General features: G+C 47.7%; 17 protein-coding genes and 1 tRNA gene. 12 read left to right on the forward strand and 6 right to left on the reverse strand.

The features are described 5' to 3' along the window. Positions 1-50: 50 nt before the first annotated feature. Positions 51-1,433, reverse strand: coding sequence for a phosphomannomutase/phosphoglucomutase (locus ACBP46_RS03095; RefSeq protein ID WP_371015262.1), 1,383 nt, complete (start codon positions 1,431-1,433; stop codon positions 51-53). A 106-nt stretch (positions 1,434-1,539) separates the two neighbouring features. On the opposite strand from ACBP46_RS03095, the gene ACBP46_RS03100 reads away from it, so the two are divergent. After that, a complete protein-coding gene (locus tag ACBP46_RS03100; RefSeq protein ID WP_371015263.1) occupies positions 1,540-2,961 on the forward strand; it encodes an FAD-binding oxidoreductase in 1,422 nt (473 codons plus the stop codon). A 7-nt stretch (positions 2,962-2,968) separates the two neighbouring features. Then, positions 2,969-3,673, forward strand: a complete 705-nt coding sequence (locus ACBP46_RS03105; RefSeq protein ID WP_371015264.1) for a phosphatase PAP2 family protein — start codon at positions 2,969-2,971, stop codon at positions 3,671-3,673. Here ACBP46_RS03105 and ACBP46_RS03110 read toward each other — a convergent pair. The 4 genes from ACBP46_RS03110 to mutM all read right to left on the reverse strand — a co-directional run bounded on the left by ACBP46_RS03110 (position 3,670) and on the right by mutM (position 7,500). Continuing rightward, entirely contained in the window at positions 3,670-3,870 is a 201-nt protein-coding gene (locus ACBP46_RS03110; protein ID WP_371015265.1) for a DUF2783 domain-containing protein, read from the reverse strand. The two genes, ACBP46_RS03105 and ACBP46_RS03110, sit on opposite strands and share 4 nt — an antisense overlap. Positions 3,871-3,885: 15 nt before the next feature. Continuing rightward, positions 3,886-5,508: an FAD-dependent oxidoreductase gene (locus tag ACBP46_RS03115; RefSeq protein ID WP_371015417.1), complete on the reverse strand. Its 1,623-nt coding sequence runs from the start codon at positions 5,506-5,508 to the stop codon at positions 3,886-3,888. Positions 5,509-5,568: 60 nt separating this feature from the next. Beyond that, the gene (locus tag ACBP46_RS03120; protein WP_371015266.1) at positions 5,569-6,528 is read right to left on the reverse strand and encodes an MBL fold metallo-hydrolase; all 960 of its coding nucleotides are present in this window, start codon (positions 6,526-6,528) and stop codon (positions 5,569-5,571) included. 138 nt (positions 6,529-6,666) lie between these two features. Continuing rightward, positions 6,667-7,500, reverse strand: a complete 834-nt coding sequence (gene mutM, locus ACBP46_RS03125; protein WP_371015267.1) for a bifunctional DNA-formamidopyrimidine glycosylase/DNA-(apurinic or apyrimidinic site) lyase — start codon at positions 7,498-7,500, stop codon at positions 6,667-6,669. An 82-nt stretch (positions 7,501-7,582) separates the two neighbouring features. Here mutM and ACBP46_RS03130 point away from each other — a divergent pair, with 82 nt between their 5' ends. The 10 genes from ACBP46_RS03130 (at position 7,583) to ACBP46_RS03175 (ending at position 16,540) form a co-directional block, all read left to right on the forward strand. Continuing rightward, positions 7,583-9,352: a tetratricopeptide repeat protein gene (locus ACBP46_RS03130; RefSeq protein WP_371015268.1), complete on the forward strand. Its 1,770-nt coding sequence runs from the start codon at positions 7,583-7,585 to the stop codon at positions 9,350-9,352. Continuing rightward, positions 9,349-9,918 carry a lipoprotein insertase outer membrane protein LolB gene (gene lolB / locus ACBP46_RS03135; RefSeq protein ID WP_371015269.1) on the forward strand — a complete coding sequence of 190 codons (570 nt, stop codon included), beginning with the start codon at positions 9,349-9,351 and terminating at the stop codon, positions 9,916-9,918. The genes ACBP46_RS03130 and lolB overlap by 4 nt, the downstream gene beginning before the upstream one ends. Position 9,919: 1 nt before the next feature. Continuing rightward, entirely contained in the window at positions 9,920-10,858 is a 939-nt protein-coding gene (ispE, locus tag ACBP46_RS03140; RefSeq protein WP_371015270.1) for a 4-(cytidine 5'-diphospho)-2-C-methyl-D-erythritol kinase, read from the forward strand. Continuing rightward, positions 10,849-10,925 (forward strand) — tRNA-Gln (locus ACBP46_RS03145). The genes ispE and ACBP46_RS03145 overlap by 10 nt, the downstream gene beginning before the upstream one ends. Positions 10,926-11,047: 122 nt before the next feature. After that, positions 11,048-11,998 carry a ribose-phosphate pyrophosphokinase gene (locus ACBP46_RS03150; RefSeq protein ID WP_371015271.1) on the forward strand — a complete coding sequence of 317 codons (951 nt, stop codon included), beginning with the start codon at positions 11,048-11,050 and terminating at the stop codon, positions 11,996-11,998. Between the two features lie 75 nt (positions 11,999-12,073). After that, positions 12,074-12,703 (forward strand): 50S ribosomal protein L25/general stress protein Ctc, encoded by a 630-nt coding sequence (locus ACBP46_RS03155; protein ID WP_371015272.1) that lies wholly within the window; start codon positions 12,074-12,076, stop codon positions 12,701-12,703. An 88-nt stretch (positions 12,704-12,791) separates the two neighbouring features. After that, entirely contained in the window at positions 12,792-13,385 is a 594-nt protein-coding gene (gene pth / locus ACBP46_RS03160) for an aminoacyl-tRNA hydrolase (RefSeq protein ID WP_371015273.1), read from the forward strand. Beyond that, a complete protein-coding gene (locus ACBP46_RS03165) occupies positions 13,382-14,161 on the forward strand; it encodes a CPBP family glutamic-type intramembrane protease (RefSeq protein WP_371015274.1) in 780 nt (259 codons plus the stop codon). Before pth ends, ACBP46_RS03165 begins: the two co-directional genes overlap by 4 nt. Positions 14,162-14,213: 52 nt before the next feature. Then, complete coding sequence (ychF, locus tag ACBP46_RS03170) at positions 14,214-15,305, forward strand: redox-regulated ATPase YchF (protein WP_371015275.1); 1,092 nt, start codon at positions 14,214-14,216, stop codon at positions 15,303-15,305. Positions 15,306-15,532: 227 nt separating this feature from the next. Beyond that, a complete protein-coding gene (locus tag ACBP46_RS03175; RefSeq protein ID WP_371015276.1) occupies positions 15,533-16,540 on the forward strand; it encodes a cytochrome-c peroxidase in 1,008 nt (335 codons plus the stop codon). Here the strand turns inward: ACBP46_RS03175 and ACBP46_RS03180 are convergent. Continuing rightward, on the reverse strand, positions 16,537-16,947 hold the full coding sequence (locus ACBP46_RS03180; RefSeq protein ID WP_371015277.1) for a group III truncated hemoglobin: 411 nt from the start codon (positions 16,945-16,947) through the stop codon (positions 16,537-16,539). The genes ACBP46_RS03175 and ACBP46_RS03180 overlap by 4 nt on opposite strands. Positions 16,948-16,996 lie beyond the last annotated feature (49 nt).

A 16,996-nucleotide genomic window follows, 5' to 3' on the forward strand; every position in this document is an offset into this window, starting at 1 on the left:
TCGAACAGGCGGTGCTACATCTTATAGCTCCGCCTGTTTAGATATAAAAATTAAAACGGTAGCTCTAAATCTGGTCTGAGCTGATGAATGGCTGCTTTGAATTCGGCTTGAATACGAGCCAAAGCGGTCTCGTTTTGGGCTTCAAAGCGTAATACGACGACAGGCGTGGTATTTGAGGCTCGCGCTAAACCAAAGCCATCCTCGTACTCGGCGCGGATACCGTCAATGGTGATATGCGCTTTAGCGCTTGGGAATTGGGCTTCATTAATAAGACGCTCTACAAAAGCATGAGGCTCGCCTTCGTTCATTTCTAGCTTCAGCTCGGGGGTGGATACGTCTTTAGGCAAGGCCTCAAGTACGGCGCTTGGGTTCTCGTAGCGCGACAAAATCTCTAATAGGCGGGCGGCGGTATATAACCCATCATCAAACCCATACCAACGTTCTTTAAAGAACGTATGGCCGCTCATTTCCCCTGCTAAAGGGGCGTTAGTTTCTGCTAGCTTGGCTTTAATTAATGAATGGCCTGTTTGCCACATCAGCGGTGTACCACCCGCTTCTTTAACCGCTAACGCCACATGACGGCTGCACTTTACATCAAAAATAATGGTTTCGCCGGGGCGACGCGTCAAAATGTCTTGGGCATATAAGATAAGCTGGCGGTCTGGCCAAATGATTTCACCATTGCGTGTGACTACACCTAAGCGGTCGCCGTCGCCGTCAAAGGCCAAGCCCAGCTCAAAATCGTGCTCTTGCACGTGGCGAATTAAATCAACTAAGTTAGCTGGGTCGGCCGGATCGGGGTGGTGGTTGGGGAAGTTGCCATCGACTTCTTCGAACAAAATATCGGTTTCACACCCGAGCGCATCGAATAGTTGACGAGCTACAGCGCCAGCTACCCCATTACCGCAATCTACCGCAACGCGCATGGGGCGGGCTAGATGGATACTGCTTTGCACTTCATTGATGTAGTTTTGAGTAATGCTTTGCTCAATGCGCTGACCAGGTTCATTGGTAACAGGAACGGGGTTAAGCATTAATTCGTAGAGTTGTTGGATATCATCGCCATGCAGGGTTTTGCCGGCTATCATCATTTTAAAGCCGTTGTATTCAGGCGGGTTGTGACTGCCAGTAATGGCAACCGCGCTTAACGTATGTAAGGTATTCGCGGCGTAATACACCAAAGGTGTAGGTGCTAAACCAATATGGATGGTGTTGACACCGGCACGCTCAATACCTTGCATTAAGGCCTCCGCCAGCTCGGGGCTGCTGTGACGCCCATCGTAACCCACCACAATAGCGGGCACCAGTGCCAAGGCGGCTTGAGTGCCTAGCGCGTAGCCTAACTTAAATGCAAAATCGGCATTGAGTTGAGCTGGAACAATGCCCCGAATGTCGTAGGCTTTAAATACTGAGGCGGGTAAAACAGTGGTCATGCAACAGACTCCATGATTAAAATGAAATAATTCGTATTATCGCCGATTCACTGATAGGTTGCAGTGGCAAAGGGCAACACCTAACACACAGCAAAGAGGAAAAACCATGATGAAGCTAGATGGCTTGGTGGATATAGTAGGGGCTGATCACGTCTTAGTTGGTGAGCAAACTGCACCGTATGTGACGGATTGGCGTGGTCGGTTTAGTGGCGAAGCAGTCGCTGTGGTGCGCCCTGGGTCTACGGACGAAGTAGCGGCGGTGGTGCGCTGGGCCAATGAGCAGCGTTTGCCGCTTTTACCTCAGGGGGGCAACACCAGTTTATGCGGCGGTGCCACTCCTAGTGTAGAACCAGTGCTTATTTTATCTCTATTACGCCTTAACCAAATACGAAGTATTGATACTGCTAATGACACCATCGTGGTGGAAGCAGGCTGTATTTTGCAACAAGTCCAAGACCATGCTGCTGCACATCAACGCTTATTTCCTTTAAGCCTAGCTGCCGAGGGCAGTTGCACAATCGGCGGCAACCTAGCTACTAATGCCGGGGGCACTCAGGTATTGCGTTATGGAAATGCACGGGACTTAGCTTTAGGTCTAGAGGTAGTTACGGCGGATGGTCAAATTTGGCATGGGTTGCGCGGTTTACGTAAAGACAATACTGGTTACGATTTATGCAGTTTGTTTATAGGTAGTGAGGGTACGCTTGGCATCATTACGGCAGCGACGCTAAAGCTTTATCCTGTGCCTGTAGTGCAAAACACCGCTTTAGTGGCGGTGGATTCTCTAGAGGCTGCTGCGCAATTGCTGAGTTTGGCGCGTCAAGGGTTTGATGCGGGTTTAACTGCGTTCGAGGTCATGGCCCACAACTGTTTACAAGCAGTAGTGGAATGTTTTCCCGAGCAACGGCTCGCATTCAGCGGGGCAGCAGCTCAAGCCGCTTGGTTTGTGCTTATAGAGCTGTCAGATAATGAAAGTGATGCTCATGCACGACAGCGTCTTGAAACCGTATTAGGCCAAGCCTTAGAGCAAGAGCTAGCGTTAGACGTGATCATTGCGGAAAATTCGCGTCAAAGCCAAGAGCTATGGCATTTGCGTGAAAGTATTCCCTTGGCAGAAAAGGTTTTAGGTAAAAGCGTAAAGCACGATATTGGGGTACCTGTTTCCGAGGTAGCTAATTTTGTTACGCAAACCAATGCACTGATTCAACAGGCGTACCCTGGCGTGGAGCATGTTATTTTTGGTCATCTAGGTGATGGTAATTTGCACTACAACGTGGCCAAAGGTAGTTATACCGAGGCCGAGGTACTGAGCTTTGAAAAAGCCATCTATAAGATTGTTTTTGATCAATTGCAGCGTGTTCAGGGTACCCTAAGCGCCGAACACGGCATTGGTCAATTAAAACGCGATTGGTTGGTGCTGTATCAAGACCCGGTCGAGCTCGCCCTAATGCGACAAATCAAGCAAGCCTTAGATCCTTTAAATTTAATGAACCCCGGTAAATTATTAGCCGATTCCTTACCCAAATAACTGTTGTATGTGCTTTTTTAATTCAGAATTAGGTCGTTATTATAGTTTTCATACGGTATTGATTTTTTTATTGTTGGCTGGCTTAGCCAGTTGGTGGCAGTACCAACCTTTGGACTTAGCGCTATCTGCCCAGTATTTCGAAGCCAGCTCACAACAGTTTATTTATGCTAGGCAGCCGTTGGTGTATTTTTTTGGCAAGTACGCCATTTGGTTAATTCCGTTTGGGGGAGCCTTTGTGTGGGCGACGTATGGCATGGTCAAGGCACCTTTGGCGCTACGCAGCATGTATGTACGCATTGCTTTGTTTTTCTTTGGTTCGCCATTGGTCATAGGGGTTATTAAACAGTTCACTGCTATGCCGCGCCCTATGTATTTAGAACAGTTTGGCGGTGATCAAGCTTTACCGATTAGCTTTTGGGCCCAAGGCTGGGCTCAAGGCGGTGGGGCTTTGCCTAGTGTGCATGCCACCTGCGGATTTATTTTTATTGCCGTGTATTACTTAGGGTGGGTACAAGCCAAGGCGCACTTGCGTTGGCTAGGTTTAGGCTTAGCGCTTGTGTTGGGGTTTGGTTTTGGGTATTTGCGGATTATGCAGGGTTACCATAGTTTAAGCCAAGTCTTATGGTCTCAAGCTTGCATTTGGTTATTTGCCAGTGTTTGGTTTGTCCCCGAATTAAAAAAAGCGGGGCAATTACGCCCCGCATGTGTTTAATCGCTTTGCTCTGCTGTGCGCCGAGCATGCGCTATGGCTTCTTTGATTACGTGAATGTCGCCAAGGTGATTGCTAAGAATCAACACTAAGGCGGCGTTCATGGCATGACTTTGGCTGGTGCTTAAACCCTCGTGTGAGGCAATCAGGTGCGCATAAAAGTCATCCACCTTGGCGATATTTAATTCGGTATTTAACATAGCAACTCCTTGGTACTAATGACCGCACGCACGGTGCAAGGCCGCTTGAATTAATGTGGCATTAATATGACGCCACCGCGCCGTAAGGTGCTGGTCGGGGCGGAACAAATAGCAGGAGCCTGCTTGCGCATCGTATCGCTGTTGCCAAGTTCCTGTGTTGTCGGTAAGCACATTTAACGATTGGTTATTAACTGCCAATGGGTGATCCGGTGTGTGGATGACCACTACAGATAACGGCGTTAAGGTTTCGAGTGCCTGTATTTGGCTTAGGTCGTCGTTTGAGGGGTTGAACAGCGCTAAGCTAAACCCCTGTCCTAATTCGTTCAGCCACCATTTGTCCTGTTGAGCCTGCTCTAGCGGTGCATCCGTTGCTGGCCCACCAAGCGCTACTGAGCCAACAAAAAGATCTTGGTCAGGCGTGTTTAGGTTGCTGTGTTCATAGGTGCTAGGAGTAGACAGTCGCCCACTGTTGACTAAGCTCCGTGCAAAGCTTAACTCTTTGGCTAAGCGCAAAACCGTGTTTCTAAAAAGTAAGCTGATCTCACTTTTTGGAGTAATGAAATCGGTAGAGCGGCTGGAGTGAGCTAGGTTTTCATCTGCGGCATAGCGGCGTTCGCTACAGTAGCTATCTAATAAGGACTCAGGTGCTAGACCACGTAAATGTAAATCTAACTTCCATGCTAGATTGTCTGTATCTTGAATGCCACTATTTGCTCCGCGTGCGCCAAAGGGGGAAACGCGGTGTGCGGCATCGCCAGCAAACAAGACGCGGTTGAAGCGGAACTTATCCATGCGCTCGCAGGCAAAGGTATAAATACTGATCCACTCAAACTCAAACTCGTTATCCTCACCTAATAAAGCTTGAACACGAGGACGCACATTTTCTTCTTTTACTTCCTCAATGGGGTCTGCATCCCAGCCTAGTTGGAAGTCAATCCGCCAGACGTCATCAGGTTGGCTATGGAGTAGGACGGATTGGTTTGGATGAAAGGGTGGGTCAAACCAAAACCAGCGTTCGGCTGGGTAAGATGCTTTCATGCGTACATCAGCAATCAAAAAGCGGTCTTGGAAAATACGACCTTGGCTAGATTGGCCTAAGAATGAACGTAAAGGGGAGCGAGCACCATCACACGCAATAAGCCAGTCGGCACGTAATTGGTAAGTGCCATCAGGGGTGGTGATGCCCAACTGAGCATGATCCGTGTGATTTTCTAGCGCAGTAACTTTATGCTTTGAGCGAATTTCTACGCCAAGCTCTATGGCGCGTTCGTATAAATAGCCCTCGCAGTAATACTGCTGCAGGTTAATAAATGCAGGACGTCGATGTTGCGGCTCGGGCAATAAGTTGAAATTCCAAACCTCTTCATCACGAAAGAATACTTTACCTATATTCCACGATACGCCTTTTTGTACCATGCGTTCGCCTACGCCTAGACGATCCCAGATATCGAGGGTTCGTTTGGCAAAGCAAATGGCGCGGGAACCCGCCGAGAAATGATGATCATCATCAATTACAATTACTTTTTGGCCGCGCAAAGCAAGATCAATCGCCATCCCTAAACCTACTGGCCCCGCTCCAACAACCACGATGGGATGGTGCTCATCGTGGTTTGGGGTGGGGGCGATAGGCAACTGCATTGTTTGATAGTTGGTCTCTAACACCCTTGTCTCCTTCACCTGTGTTCTTGTAAGAGGGCTTTAGCCTTCGAGCTGTTTCCACATTTCGATATCGCGTTCAGCCGTCCAAATGCGTGGCTCATCGTGGCCCGTGGCCTCGTCGTACGCGCGAGATACATCAAACGGCATGCAGTGGTCGAAAATGACCCAGTCTGCGTAGCGGGGTTTCATAAAGTCGTAGGTTTCACGGTAAATGGTTTTGAGGTCTTTGCCTTCGGCAACGCCTTGATTAACGCAGGTATAGAGATCGGTCAAAAAGGCACGGGTTCCAGCCAGCGCTTTACGTACTTCGGTGGCATTTTTCAATGCTGGGCCACGACCAGGAACCATTTTCTCGGCCTCAAACTCGGCTAAGTTATCTAGAGTATGTGGCCATTCGCGGAAATAGCAATCGCCTGCATAAGGGGTGGATTGGTATTCAACTAAGTCGCCGGCAAAGAGAATTTTTTGCTCGGGTAACCAAGCAATGGTGTCGCCTTTGGTGTGTCCGCGGCCTACTTGCATGATGTGTACTTCTAAGTTGCCCAAGTCCACGGTCATGAAGCCATCGAAGGTCATGGTAGGCCAAGTTAGGCCTGCGGGTACGGACTCAACGTTGCGAAATAAACGGGGGAAGCGACCGATTTCACTGGCTTTGTCCTCTTCGCCGCGCTCGACAATGAGGTCATAGGTATCGCGACTGGCAATGATTTCTTGTGCGTTGTAGGCTGAGGCACCCAAAACGCGTACGGCATGGTAGTGCGAAAGTAAGATGTATTTGATGGGCTTGTCAGTGACTTCGCGTACACGACGAATTACGTCTTCTGCCATGACAGGTGTGGCTTGGGTATCAATGACCATGACAGCATCGTCCCCAATAATAATGCCAGTATTGGGATCGCCTTCGGCGGTATAAGCGTAAGCGTTGTCAGATAGTTTTTCAAAAGAGACAACTTTGTCTTCCATATCACCATGAGAAGCAAACTGTTTAGGTGCGGTCATCGTATTTCTCCATGAGTTTATCAATGCTTAAATAGTAGCTGCATATTCGTTTATATACAATCTATTCGATATAGGTGAATTCCATGAGTGTGAAAAAACCGCTCTGCAACAGGCGCAGAGCGGCAGTTTTATCAGTCTTTAATTAGTCACGCCTTGACAGCGCGCACAGAAATACGTTGCGCGTTGATTTTGTACCATGCGCTGAATAGGATCACCGCAACGAGGACAAGGTTCACCGGCTTTAGCATAAATTTGTGCAAATAAATCAAAATAGGCTCCGGCCTCACCGGTAGCATTTTTGTAGTCGCGTAGGGTACTACCACCTGAGTCCAAGGCTTGTTGTAATGTTTCCACAATGGCTTGATGCAGGCTTGTTACCTGTGCCAGTGACAATGATTTAGCTGGCGCAGTTGGGTCTATAGCCGCTTTGAATAAGGATTCAGAGGCATAAATGTTACCTACACCTACTACGGCTTGACCAGCCAAGAGAACGGATTTTATTGAGGCGCTACGATTTGCGAACTGTTGAAACAGATAGTCTGGGTTAAACTCGGAATTAAGTGGCTCTACCCCTAGCTTAGCCAAGAGGGGGTGCTTTAATATAGGACCATCTCGTAAATCGTGCCACAACACTGCGCCAAAACGGCGTGGGTCGTGCAACAAAAAACGAGCGTGATCAAACACCCATTCCACATGATCGTGTTTAAGCCGAGGGGCATCAAGTGGCACGCTACGCAACGAGCCAGACATACCCAAATGAATAATTTGGTAGCCATGCTCAAAACGTAGCAATAAATACTTGCCACGACGCTCACACGCAAGTACGGTTTTATTTTGTACTAGCTCGTTCATGTCAGAAGGAATAGGCCAACGCATTTTGGGTTGATGCACCAGGCATTGGCGCAACACCTGTTGGGGCATCAGCGTCGCAATTCCGCGACGCGTGGTTTCAACTTCAGGTAATTCAGGCATATTGGGGTGCTAAGATCATTGACTTCTATAGGTTAATTGGGGCATTTGGCTTAATTTCACGCGTTACGACGCCGGTTTTTGGATGAATTTAAAATCTCTATTTTTTCGTACGGTTGTTTTATCTACATGCCTAAGCTCGGCCACGATGGCTTCTGAGGTAATAGAGTTAGAGCCCGTCGAACATATACAGCTGCGCAGTGATGGCGTGCCTATGGTGACACTAAGCCCTGATATTCTATATCGCATTTTGGTGGGCGAAGTGGCGGTGCAACAAGGAGACTTTGATACGGCTAGCCAAACATTTTTAAGCCTAGCCAGGGATACGGCTGACCCTCGGTTTGCCCAGCGTGCTTTTCAGTTTTCGATGGCTGATAACAACCTAAGCCGAGGTATTGCCGCTGCTAAAGAATGGTCTATTTTAGCGCCCAACGACCCCGAAGCCAAAGCCACTGCTTTGGCTCTAGAAGCGTCTGCTGGTAAAACCACAGGGCTAGCGCAAACCTTGCATCAACGTATTAGCCAAGCCCCCGACAAAGAGCAAGCCATTATTCAGGCTATGACCATTATCAGCAAAATGGTAGATAGCCGTTTAGCTCTGGATGTGCTCGAGCAAGCTTTACCCAACGATGTGCGGCATTTAACGATTAGCCATTTAGCTTTGGCTGACGTGGCTTGGACGGCACAACAGCCCGAACGCGCCTTGCGGGAATCCCGTTTGGCGTTAGCCCAAGAGCCCAGCTCTGAGCTCGCTATGCAGCGTGTACTCGAATATGGCTTGGGCATTGAAGAGCAAGCCGTCATTCAACAAGCTGAACAGTTCGTTGAAGCCAATCCCGATCTGCGCGATCTTGCCTTGCTACTAATTAATCGTTTGGTCGATCTGAAGCGCTACGATCAAGCCCTGCATCAGTTAGCTTTAATGCAAAAACGCAATCCTGAGGATTTTGATTTGCAGTTTACCGAGGCTGAAATCAACATACGTGCAGAGCGTTACGACACCGCAATACGTTTATTAAATGACTACATAAATGTACAAAACCAACGTAGAAAAAGCATTAGCGATGACCGCACCCTAGCGCTAAGCAGTATTTCAGATGCTCGTTTGTCGTTGGTTCAAATTGCGGAAAAACAAAACAACTTACACGAGGCAATCCGTCAATTAGACTTAATTGAAGAGTCCTCGTTGCAGTTTCAGGCAAAGGTGCATCGGGCTGTGCTTGAGGCCAGACTCGGCGATATACGTAAAGCCAACCGTACCTTGGATGCCTTAGGGGTGCTAGGGCGACGTGATCAGGCCGTGGTTGATTTAACGCGTGCTTCTATTCTGCGCGAATCAGGTCGTACCGATGAGGCAGTAGCGGTGTTAGAGCGTGCCGACAAAGAGCTCCCCGATACCCCAGAAATTAAATACGACCTGGCGATGTTGTATTCAACCCAAGGTCGTTATGAAGAGTTAGAGACATTATTGCGTCAGGTGATTGACTTACAGCCGCATAATGCCAATGCATACAATGCTTTGGGTTATACCTTTGTGGATCAGAATGAAAACCTTGATGAAGCCCAAGGCTTACTCGAGCAAGCCCTAGAGCTTGAGCCCAATAACCCTTATATCTTAGATAGTGTAGGCTGGTATTTTTACCGTATTGGCGATTACCAAGCAGCACTGGAGTATCTGGTACGTGCCTACGAGCTACTACCGGATGCCGAGGTGGCAGCCCATTTAGGCGAGGTGTTGTGGGCAAAAGGGCGTCAAAACGAAGCCCGAGATGTTTGGCTAAAAGCCCTTAAACCTGAAAATCCCAATTACAAGCTATTGCGTACCATGCAGCAGTTTGGGGTGAGTCCTAAATGAAACACAGAATTCAGCAGTTTGCCGTAGCCGCTATTCTTGTAGGCGGTGTGGTGGGGTGCAGTGTGACCCCTCACCAAGACACTCGTTATACCGTACAAGACCAGTTTCAGCGCTCAGGGCGTTTTGCTCTCAGTGTGGAGAAAAATACAGGTGAACGAGATGCAGTGCAAGGGGGCTTTGTATGGAATGAGCAGCAGCAACGCATTCAACTCGATCTCAATAACCCAATGGGAAGTGTATTAGCACGTGTTGTGGCTGACGAGCAGGGTGCTCAACTGCACTACCCCAATGGTGACATTGAGTATGCGCAGTCTGCTGATGCTTTAGTTGCCCAATTGTTGGGCTATGAGCTCCCCGTCGAAGGAATGAAAGATTGGCTTCACGGTCAAACGGGCTCACGGCCAGTTAGCGATTTAAAACGTGAGCAAGACCAAATTGTGTATTTTCAACAAGACAACTGGCGTGTGCGGTTGCAGCGTTACGACGAACTTGGTCCCCGACTTTTGCAGATGAATCGGACACAGCCCTCACAGAGTTTTTCAGTGCGTATTGTGGTGGACTACTAAATTGGCAACCAAGGCATTAACAGCTGTACCAGCTCCCGCTAAGCTCAATCTTTTTTTGCATGTGGTGGGCAGACGCGCAGATGGCTACCATTTGCTGCAGTCGGTTTTTACTTTTATTGATCTATGTGATTACCTTGATTTTGAGCTGCGCACAGACGGCGTGATTGAGCGAGTCGGTGAGTCTCTGGCAGGTCTAGAGCCAGAACAAGATTTAATAATCAAAGCCGCTCGCTTGTTGCAAGCCACTACCGGCGTCACCTATGGGGCTCGCATCCGCTGTCAAAAAAACATACCTGCCGGGGCAGGTTTAGGTGGCGGTTCTAGCGATGCGGCAACCACATTAATTGCATTAAATAAATTATGGCAAACCCGCTTAACCCGTTCACAGCTTATGCAACTAGGTTTGCAGCTTGGGGCAGATGTGCCGGTTTTTATCTTTGGTCAAAATGCTTTTGCTGAGGGTGTGGGCGAGCAATTACAAGCCATTACTTTGCCTAACTTGCACTATATTGTGCTAACACCGCAGGCTTTTGTGCCAACACCTGTGATTTTTTCCGATAAAGGCTTGACAAGAAATCAAAAGCCCATCATAATTACAGACTTTACAGGTTCTTTGATACAGCCCGATGCGAAATACCACGATTCGGTGTCTCTATTTGGCATAAACAATCTAGAACCTATAGCATGTAAGTTCGAGCCGGAAATAAATACCTTGTTTCAGGTCTTGCATAAAGCAAAACTGCATGCTAGAATGACAGGCTCAGGTTCAAGTTTTTTTGTACCGTTTTTGGATAAAGAGACAGCCTGTAGACAAAGCAGTTATTTATGTGATATAGTTTTGCACGAGCAGTTATCAGTGCAACAGCAACCCCAGATGTGGGTTGTTAGTGGGGTAAATACCCACCCACTTTATAACTGGCTAAACGAATTTGGGGATTAGCCAAGCTGGTTAAGGCACCGGATTTTGATTCCGGCATGCAAAGGTTCGAATCCTTTATCCCCAGCCATACATTTACAGACCATCAGGTCTGCGTCATAATAAAGCTGTTGAGCTACTACTTAAAATAGGTAGTGGTCAACGGCTTTATTTTTTCGCCACGCATCCAATACTCTCTACGACCCTCACATCATGGCACATGACCGATTCATGATTTTCACTGGTACAGCAAATCCACGTTTGGCTGTAGATGTTGCAAATCACTTAGACATGTCTCTTGGCAAAATGACCGTAGGTCGCTTCTCTGACGGAGAAGTTATGGTCGAAATTAATGAAAACGTACGCGGTCGCGATGTTTTTGTGCTCCAGCCAACCTGCGCTCCCACCAATGACAATTTAATGGAAGTCATGGTTATGGTCGATGCATTGCGCCGAGCTTCTGCCGGTCGTATTACTGCTGCCATACCGTATTTTGGTTATGCACGCCAAGACCGTCGTCCACGCTCTGCTCGTGTGGCGATTTCCGCTAAAGTCGTAGCAAATATGCTTCAGGTCGCCGGTGTTGACCGCGTTATGACTATGGACTTACACGCCGACCAAATCCAAGGCTTTTTTGATATTCCTGTTGACAATATCTATGCATCTCCCATTTTGTTGGGTGATATTTGGCGTTGCAACTACAAAGATTTAGTGGTTGTGTCGCCCGATATTGGTGGGGTAGTGCGTGCTCGTGCTTTGGCTAAACAGCTTGAAGCCGACTTAGCTATTATTGACAAGCGTCGTCCTCGTGCGAATGTGTCCGAAGTCATGAACATCATTGGCGATGTGAACGGGCGCACATGTATTTTAATGGATGACATGGTGGATACTGCTGGCACTTTGTGTAAAGCAGCCGAAGCCCTAAAGCAACGTGGTGCAGTTGCTGTGTATGCTTACTGTACTCACCCTGTATTGTCTGGCGAAGCCATCGAGCGTATTAAGCATTCCGAGCTCAATGAGCTTGTGGTTACAGATACTATTCCACTGTCGGCCGAAGCCCGAGAGTGTGAAAAAATACGTCAGCTTTCCTGTGCAGCCCTATGGGGGGAAACGATGCTGCGTATATCAAACGCCGAGTCAGTTAGCTCGTTGTTTGTTGACTAGATTTCCAACGCAACATACTGGTCGCGGTATGTTGTTTTTATTGTTTGCGATCCGTCGCAATTATGGAGTTTTCCCATGAAATTCAAAGCCTTTGCACGTGATGTACAGGGTTCGGGTGCGAGCCGCCGCCTGCGTCGCGCTGGCCAGGTTCCTGCCATTGTTTACGGTGGCAACGCCGAGCCTGTTATTGTGGCCCTAGACCACAACCAAATTTATCACGATCTACGTAAAGACGTGTTCCATGCTTCTATCTTAGATATGGATATCGATGGTAAATCAGAAAAAGTTATTTTGCGTTCAGTACAGTGGCATGCTTACAAGCCACAAGTAATGCACGTTGATTTCCAGCGCGTTCGTGCTGATCAAGCTATTACTACTCGTGTACCTCTTAACTTCCTCAATGGCGATGAGTCCCCAGCTGTAAAACTACACAGCCAGGTTATCAGTCAGCTATTGGTTGACCTAGAAGTCACATGCTTACCTGGTGATTTGCCTGCTTCTATAGACGTAGAGCTTGGTGCACTAGAACCTGGTGAAACCATTACTTTATCTGCAGTAACCTTACCTGCAGGCGTAGAGTACGCAGGTGCTAGCACCGATCCTGATCCAGCTTTAGCTACTGCTCTACAAGTTGGTGGTGGTGCAGCTGCCGATAATGGTGATGAGTCCGAAGACGACGCAGCAGCTGAAGAAAGCGCAGAATAATTATTTTATTTTGTTGCTGTAAGCCCTGCTTATAATAAAACCCCTGTTAGCTTGGCTGACGGGGGTTTTTAGTATGTGGATACCAAAAATGACAGAAGGAATTCGTTTAATAATCGGCCTGGGTAATCCGGGCGCAGACTATGAAAAAACGCGTCATAATGCGGGCTTTTGGCTTGCTGATGAATACGCCAAAAAGATGAATGCCAGCTTTAGCTTAGATAAAAACATGGCTGCTTGGGTTGCTAAAGGTCGTTTTGATGGCCAGCCTATTATTATTGCTAAGCCTACCACCTTTATGAATCGCTCTGGTCAAGCCGCCGGAGCATTAATGCGCTTTTACAAGTTAAAGCCAGAGCAGGTTTTGGTGCTGCATGACGAGCTGGATCTGTTGCCTGGTCAAGCTAAGCTTAAAAAAGGCGGTGGTCATGCAGGGCATAATGGTTTGCGTGACATTCAGCAGGTGTTTTCTAGCCCTGATTACTGGCGTATGCGGATTGGTATTGGGCATCCGCGCAGTTTAGGTTTAGCCCAACAAGTGGCTGCTTTTGTACTCAGTCCTCCTAGAGCGGCGGAGCGTGAAGCGATTGAAGATGTGCTTTGGCGTGCTGATGCGATATTGACACCGCTGCTAGAGGGAAATTTTGATCTAGCCATCCAACAACTGCATGGGGGTAATGGGTGAGTCAAGCGCCTAGCTTCAAAGAAGAGTTGCGCGATTTTTTTCGTTTTTTACGCGCACCAAACCTTGCCCCTCGTTTAGGCGGCCAAGATCTAGGTCATGGCTGGCACACTGACTGGACTAATGGCCTAGGCGTTAAACGCATTTTTCAATGGGCGTTAGTGCTGTGGCTAGTGAACTTAACCGTGTTTGGGCCATTGGCGGCTGGTGTAGCAACGTCGACGGGCACCCAGCATCGATTAGACCTTTCCAATATCCCTTGGAAGCAGGCCATTTTGTGGGCCCCCCTGATTGAGGAAATGGTTTTTAGGTATGTGTTGCGCCGGCCTTCACAGTTTTTGTGGTTGTTGCCCGTCACGTTATGGTGTTTATTTAACGGTCCGCAAATGCTTACTATCAGCCTTGTGTTGGCTGTGGTGGTGCTGTTGTATGTGCGCCCAGTGTATGGGGCAGGGCGGCCATCGGTATTTGCGGCGGTGGGCTTAGGCAAGGCATGGCCTAGACACTGGTATGTGTTTTATGGCCGACATTTTGGTTGGTTCTTTTATGGTGCTACGCTGCTTTTTGCTGCGCTTCACCTTTATAATTTCAAGTTTGAGCAGATCGATTTTTGGATGTTGCCCATGCTTATTTTGCCTCAGTTTATGACGGGTTTAGTTTTAGGTTGGCTCCGGGTACGTCGAGGCATCGGTGCCAGTATTATTTTACATGCTGTATTTAATGCTGGGCCTATTCTAGTCATTATGGCGATAGTGCGCATGATGCCTATAGGGCAATAGTAAACCGCTATAATACCTTTAATTTTTTTGATTTTTTATTTCTAGGAACGCCATGTCACTTCAATGCGGCATTGTTGGCTTGCCCAACGTTGGTAAATCTACCTTGTTTAATGCACTCACCAAAGCCGGTATTGCAGCGGAGAATTACCCTTTTTGTACTATTGAGCCTAATGTGGGCGTAGTAGAAGTCCCAGATCCTCGTTTAAATCCATTGGCTGACATCGTCAAGCCCGAGCGTGTGTTACCCGCCGTTGTCGAGTTTGTGGATATTGCTGGCCTAGTCGCTGGTGCATCAGAGGGCGAAGGCCTAGGGAATCAGTTCTTGGCGAACATTCGTGAAACAGATGCTATTGTGCATGTGGTGCGTTGCTTTGATGATGAAAATGTGGTGCATGTGTCCGGTAAAGTGGACCCAATTGCCGATATCGAGGTTATTCATACCGAATTAGCGCTAGCGGATTTAGCCAGTGCAGAGCGTGCTTTGCAGCGCAATCAGCGCACAGCTCGCTCTGGTGATAAAGACGCGATTCGTTTGTGCAATGCGCTAGAGCGTATTATTGCTGCACTAGGTGAGGGAACGCCTGTTCGTGCTTTAGATTTTGATGAGTCAGAGCAGGCCGCAATTAAACAGTTTTGTTTTATTACGGCTAAACCGGCCATGTATGTGGCTAATGTCACAGAAGACGGTTTCGAGCAAAACCCTTATCTACAATTAGTAGAAGACTACGCTGCCAAAGAAAACTCTCCTGTAGTGGCTGTTTGTGCTGCCGTAGAAGCCGAAATTGCACAACTTGATGATGAAGATAAATCTGTGTTTCTCGAGGACATGGGCATGGATGAACCAGGCCTAAACCGAGTGATTCGTGCTGGTTATAAGCTTTTGGGCTTACAAACCTATTTCACTGCAGGCGTTAAAGAGGTGCGTGCTTGGACTATAGCAGTAGGGGCTACTGCTCCTCAGGCTGCTGGTGTGATTCATACCGACTTTGAGCGGGGTTTTATTCGTGCCCAAACCATTGCCTATGACGATTTTGTGCAATACAAAGGTGAACAAGGGGCAAAAGAAGCCGGCAAAATGCGAGCCGAGGGCAAAGACTACGTGGTCCAAGACGGCGACGTGTTGAACTTCCTCTTTAATGTCTAAAACAACGCTTCACCAAAACCACTAAAGCGCCATGTATTCATTGGGGCTTGTATAAGCTCTGCTGCTTTAGCTCAAAGCTCTCTCTACACTAAAAGTACAGAGAGCTTTGTTCCTTTAAGTTTTAAATAAATAAAAGAAATTTATATAGAACAGGTATATCGTTAAGTCCTAGTAGTAACCATGATAAAACAAGGTAAATAAATGTTACATTGCTTTTACTAGGAGTCATGATGTTCCGCTTACGATTATCTGCGTTGGTTCTTTCGTTGGGGGCTGCCACTGCAGTCACTGCTACCACCACCACTTTGCGTCCCGAGCCTGTTCAGCCAGTAAGCCCCTATCAGGTCGAGGATGCTGCCAAGGTAGAGCTAGGCAAAAAGCTCTTTTTTGACCCGCGTTTATCTAAATCTGGTTTTATTTCCTGTAATTCCTGTCACAACCTAAGCATGGGTGGTTCAGATAACATCAAAACCTCTATTGGAGACCGTTGGCAGCAGGGCCCTATCAACTCGCCTACAGTGCTTAACTCCAGCCTAAACTTGGCCCAGTTCTGGGATGGGCGTGCAGAAAACTTAAAAGCCCAAGCCGGCGGCCCTATTGCCAACCCCTTAGAAATGGGCTTTACCCACGAGCTGGCTGTAGAGGTTTTACAGTCTATTCCCCAGTACGTAGAAGAGTTCAAGCAGGTATATGGCAAAGCAGATTTCAGCATTGATGAAGTCACGGACGCTATTGCGGTGTTTGAGGAAAGTCTGGTTACCCCTAATGCGGCCTTCGATTTATGGCTGAAGGGCGATGACAAAGCCCTGACAGATCAAGAGCTAGCGGGGTATATGCTCTTTAAAAACAGTGGGTGTGTAGCCTGTCACAATGGCGTGAACTTAGGTGGTTCTTCTTATCAAAAAATGGGTGTGGTCGAGCCATACCAAACCGATAACCCCGCCGAGGGCCGTAGTGCGGTGACAGGGGCTGATGCTGACCGGTTTAGTTTTAAAGTGCCAACCTTACGCAACGTAGAGTTAACCTATCCGTATTTTCATGATGGGGCTGTAGATACGTTGACTGAAGCTGTGGATATTATGGGGCGTTTACAACTTGGACGTCATTTTAGTGACCAAGAAAATGCAGATATTGTGGCATTTTTAAAAACCTTAACGGGCGAACAACCGCAAATTACATTGCCTATTTTGCCCCCGTCTCATGACAAAACACCACGTCCTATCCCTTTTGACTAATCAGCACGAATAGCTAAATCAATAGGAGACCGCTCTGGTTGCTGTTGGATTTGATAACCCATCCACAAACTGCGTGCAATACGCTGCGCAAACAACCAGGCGGTTTCTGCTAACTCTGGGTTAGCTTGTTGTTGGCAAGTTTGATGAAATAATTGTAACCATTGCTCAAATAAATCAGCACTTAAATTGGGTAGCGCAGCATGTTTCATCATGGGCGACCCCGAAAAATCGCCGGTTTTCAATAATATCGACGACCAAAAGCTAACCATGGTGTTTAAGTGTGTAGGCCAGTCCTGAATATGCTCATTAAAAATAGGCCCTAGATTCGGATGCAGACGAATTTGGTCATAAAAATCATGAACGAGCTGAGAAATGTCTTCGCGACTGCAGGATATAGGTGTTTTCATTCTGGTGATCTCCAAGCATTAAAGGTATATTTAATATACCTCTTATTAC

The sequence above is a fragment of the Paenalcaligenes hominis genome (genome assembly GCF_041359055.1).
In the GTDB taxonomy this organism is placed as follows: domain Bacteria; phylum Pseudomonadota; class Gammaproteobacteria; order Burkholderiales; family Burkholderiaceae_B; genus Paenalcaligenes; species Paenalcaligenes hominis_A.

What these genes read in the sequence shown, in the direction of transcription:
- ACBP46_RS03095 (WP_371015262.1), bottom strand. Translation starts at nt 1,433, where the DNA reads ATGACCACTGTTTTACCCGCCTCAGTATTTAAAGCCTACGACATTCGG.
- ACBP46_RS03100 (WP_371015263.1), top strand. Translation starts at nt 1,540, where the DNA reads ATGATGAAGCTAGATGGCTTGGTGGATATAGTAGGGGCTGATCACGTC.
- ACBP46_RS03105 (WP_371015264.1), top strand. Translation starts at nt 2,969, where the DNA reads ATGTGCTTTTTTAATTCAGAATTAGGTCGTTATTATAGTTTTCATACG.
- ACBP46_RS03110 (WP_371015265.1), bottom strand. Translation starts at nt 3,870, where the DNA reads ATGTTAAATACCGAATTAAATATCGCCAAGGTGGATGACTTTTATGCG.
- ACBP46_RS03115 (WP_371015417.1), bottom strand. Translation starts at nt 5,508, where the DNA reads ATGCAGTTGCCTATCGCCCCCACCCCAAACCACGATGAGCACCATCCC.
- ACBP46_RS03120 (WP_371015266.1), bottom strand. Translation starts at nt 6,528, where the DNA reads ATGACCGCACCTAAACAGTTTGCTTCTCATGGTGATATGGAAGACAAA.
- mutM (WP_371015267.1), bottom strand. Translation starts at nt 7,500, where the DNA reads ATGCCTGAATTACCTGAAGTTGAAACCACGCGTCGCGGAATTGCGACG.
- ACBP46_RS03130 (WP_371015268.1), top strand. Translation starts at nt 7,583, where the DNA reads ATGAATTTAAAATCTCTATTTTTTCGTACGGTTGTTTTATCTACATGC.
- lolB (WP_371015269.1), top strand. Translation starts at nt 9,349, where the DNA reads ATGAAACACAGAATTCAGCAGTTTGCCGTAGCCGCTATTCTTGTAGGC.
- ACBP46_RS03150 (WP_371015271.1), top strand. Translation starts at nt 11,048, where the DNA reads ATGGCACATGACCGATTCATGATTTTCACTGGTACAGCAAATCCACGT.
- ACBP46_RS03155 (WP_371015272.1), top strand. Translation starts at nt 12,074, where the DNA reads ATGAAATTCAAAGCCTTTGCACGTGATGTACAGGGTTCGGGTGCGAGC.
- pth (WP_371015273.1), top strand. Translation starts at nt 12,792, where the DNA reads ATGACAGAAGGAATTCGTTTAATAATCGGCCTGGGTAATCCGGGCGCA.
- ychF (WP_371015275.1), top strand. Translation starts at nt 14,214, where the DNA reads ATGTCACTTCAATGCGGCATTGTTGGCTTGCCCAACGTTGGTAAATCT.
- ACBP46_RS03175 (WP_371015276.1), top strand. Translation starts at nt 15,533, where the DNA reads ATGATGTTCCGCTTACGATTATCTGCGTTGGTTCTTTCGTTGGGGGCT.
- ACBP46_RS03180 (WP_371015277.1), bottom strand. Translation starts at nt 16,947, where the DNA reads ATGAAAACACCTATATCCTGCAGTCGCGAAGACATTTCTCAGCTCGTT.